The sequence below is a fragment of the uncultured Campylobacter sp. genome (genome assembly GCF_938031315.1).
Lineage (GTDB): Bacteria > Campylobacterota > Campylobacteria > Campylobacterales > Campylobacteraceae > Campylobacter_B.
Genome location: NZ_CALHHT010000103.1, coordinates 1 through 2,655, shown reverse-complemented (window position 1 = coordinate 2,655; position 2,655 = coordinate 1). Strand labels below are relative to the sequence as shown.

Here is a 2,655-nt window from a genome sequence, read left to right as displayed (position 1 = left end):
ATCACGCCTACATCAAAATTTCAGAGGGCTGTAATCAAAAATGCAGCTTCTGCGCGATACCGACCTTTAAAGGTAAGCTAAAATCCCGCTCGCTGGAAAACATCGTAGATGAAGTACAAAAGCTCGTAAAAAAGGGCTACTATGACTTTAGCTTCCTCTCGCAGGACAGCAGCTCGTATATGCGCGATCACGCTCTTAGCGACGGCCTCATCTCGCTCATGGACGCGGTCGAGAAGATCGAGGGCGTCAAAACCGCGCGCATACTTTATCTCTATCCTAGCACTACTTCAAACGCACTAGTGGAGCGCATCATCGCCTCGCCGGTGTTTGTAAACTACTTTGACATGCCGATCCAGCATGCAAGCGAGAAAATGCTAAAAATCATGAGGCGCGGAAGCGGCGCGGCGCGGATCAAAGAGCTTTTAAATTTAATGAAAAGCGCGCCGGATGCGTTTTTACGAACCGGCGTCATCGTCGGGCACCCGGGCGAGGGTGAAGCCGAATTTGACGAGCTTTGCGCGTTTTTGCAGAGGTTTAAATTTGACCGAGTTTCGGCGTTTGCCTACTCTAAAGAAGAAGACACGCTCTCGTATGAAATGGAGCAGGTGCCCGCCAAAATCATCTCAAAGCGCCTAAGCAAGATCGAAAAGATCACTCGCGCCGCAATCGAGGCGAGCTTCGCACAGGAGCTAGGGCAAAAATTTATCGTCTCGCTCGAGGGCGAAAGCAGCGAGGGCGAGATGTTTTACGCCGCAAAAAAGGCGCTGTGGGATAAGGACATCGACGGCGAAATTTTGATCAACGAAAGCGACGTGGAGCAGCTAGAAACCGGCGGTCGCTACTGGTGCGAGATCACGCAGGTAGCGGGCAGCCAGGCGCTAGGCAAGATCACGGCAAAGGCATAAAATGCTAAGCACACCCGTTTTGCATAAGCTAAAATCGGGGCGAAATCTGCTTGCCTTTTCGCACGGCGTCGATAGTACGGCGCTTTTTTACCTTTTGGACGAGGCGGACGTAAAATTTGACCTTGCGATCGTGGATTATAACGTCCGCGCGCAGAGCAAGGACGAGATCGCCTCGGCACGAGATCTGGCGATCAAATTTAACAAACAAATTTACGTAAAAAGCGTGCGTCTGGGCGAGTCAAATTTCGAGCACGAAGCGCGCACGGCTAGATATGATTTTTTCGCCGAGATTTGCCGCAAGCAGGGTTATGAAAATTTGATCTTGGCGCATCAGTTTGACGATAAATTTGAGTGGTTTTTGATGCAACTTGGACGCGGCGCAGGGCTTAACGAGCTGCTAGGCATGCAAGAGCTTGAAGCTCGCGAGGACTACGCGATCGCTCGTCCGCTTCTAGGCGTGCGAAAGTGCGAGCTGGAGCGGTTTTTAAAGGGGCGAAATCTAAAATACTTCACCGACGAGACAAATTTAACGGACCGGTTTAAACGCGGATTTATTCGCGCGAAATTTAGCGAGCCTTTCTTGGACGAATACTTTAGCGGCGTAAAAAAAAGCTTTGAGTTTTTGGCGACCGACGCGTTAAATTTAACCCCTGAAATTTCTAATCCCGCGCCTAAAATTTACCTCATAAAACGTGGCCGGGGCGAGCTTCGCGGCGTAGATCTTGCCTGCAAGCGGCTAGGACTCGTATTAAGCTCGGCGCAGCGAAACGAATGCGCTCGCTGCTTAGAAAAAAGCTCGGACTGCGTGCTAGGCGGCAAGGTAGCCGTGGGCGCTGGCACAAATTTTATCTTTGTGACGCCATATATCAAAGCGGCTATGGAAAAGAAATTTAAAGAGGTGTGCAGGCAGCTCGCCGTACCGCCGATAAACCGCGGATTTTTATTTGCCGTGGGAGCGGATCTTGCGCTATTTGAGGAGCTTTTATGAGCGTTTATTTTACCTCCGATCTACACTTCGGCCACGAGCTGGTGCTGAAAAAATACCCGAATTTTAGAAAAGGCGCAAACGTGGCTGAGATGGATGAAAATCTCATCGCCGCTTGGAATGCGCTCGTTACGCCCGAGGATCTCGTCTATAATCTCGGCGACGTCTCCTTTCACAAGGATTTTGCGCACACTTGCGAGTTACTTCGCAGACTAAACGGGCGACATTTTTTGGTGCTCGGCAACCACGACGGGCGCATCGCCGCGATGAAAAACGAACTGCTAAGCGGACGCAAGGCGGACGGCAATTTTATGTTTGAACAGATCGTGGGCTACGCCTTTGTGCGCCTATCGCATAAGAGAGCGGCTCTGTCTCACTACCCGATGATCGAGTGGGCAAACTGCCATTATGGCGCACTGATGCTCTATGGTCACCTGCACGCAGATATCGCTGAGGTTTCGGGCAGAGCGCTAAACGTAGGTTTTGATCTGCACGGCAAAATTTTAAGCGAGGACGAGGTGTGGTCGTATCTGAAAGATATCCCGCCCAAAGCACATCACGCAAGCGAGCTAGAGGGCATTAGCGATAGCGACGACGTGGAGCAAAGGCGGATTCTGATAGAAAATTTTTTACGTAAAATTAATCAGAGTTCGTAAAAAATAGAATTTGCGGCACAAGACGGCTCTTTGCGGCAAATGAGCTTAAATTTAAAATCGAGCTGATTTGAATACGAATGATTTTACCTAGCCAAAATCCATTATGCAA

Annotated in this window: 3 protein-coding genes; all 3 read left to right on the top strand. The window is 49.9% G+C overall.

What is annotated here, in order from left to right; genetic code table 11:
* A partial coding sequence (locus Q0236_RS02940; protein ID WP_297914946.1) for a radical SAM protein occupies positions 1 to 905 on the top strand: 905 nt, incomplete at its 5' end.
* A 1-nt stretch (position 906) separates the two neighbouring features.
* Positions 907 to 1,893 (top strand): tRNA lysidine(34) synthetase TilS, encoded by a 987-nt coding sequence (gene tilS / locus Q0236_RS02935; protein WP_297914943.1) that lies wholly within the window; start codon positions 907 to 909, stop codon positions 1,891 to 1,893.
* Entirely contained in the window at positions 1,890 to 2,546 is a 657-nt protein-coding gene (locus tag Q0236_RS02930) for a metallophosphoesterase (protein WP_297914941.1), read from the top strand. Before tilS ends, Q0236_RS02930 begins: the two co-directional genes overlap by 4 nt.
* Positions 2,547 to 2,655: the final 109 nt, after the last annotated feature.

Excerpts from the sequence above, each read along its gene's own strand:
- Q0236_RS02930 (WP_297914941.1), top strand. The coding sequence starts at position 1,890 with ATGAGCGTTTATTTTACCTCCGATCTACACTTCGGCCACGAGCTGGTG.
- tilS (WP_297914943.1), top strand. The coding sequence starts at position 907 with ATGCTAAGCACACCCGTTTTGCATAAGCTAAAATCGGGGCGAAATCTG.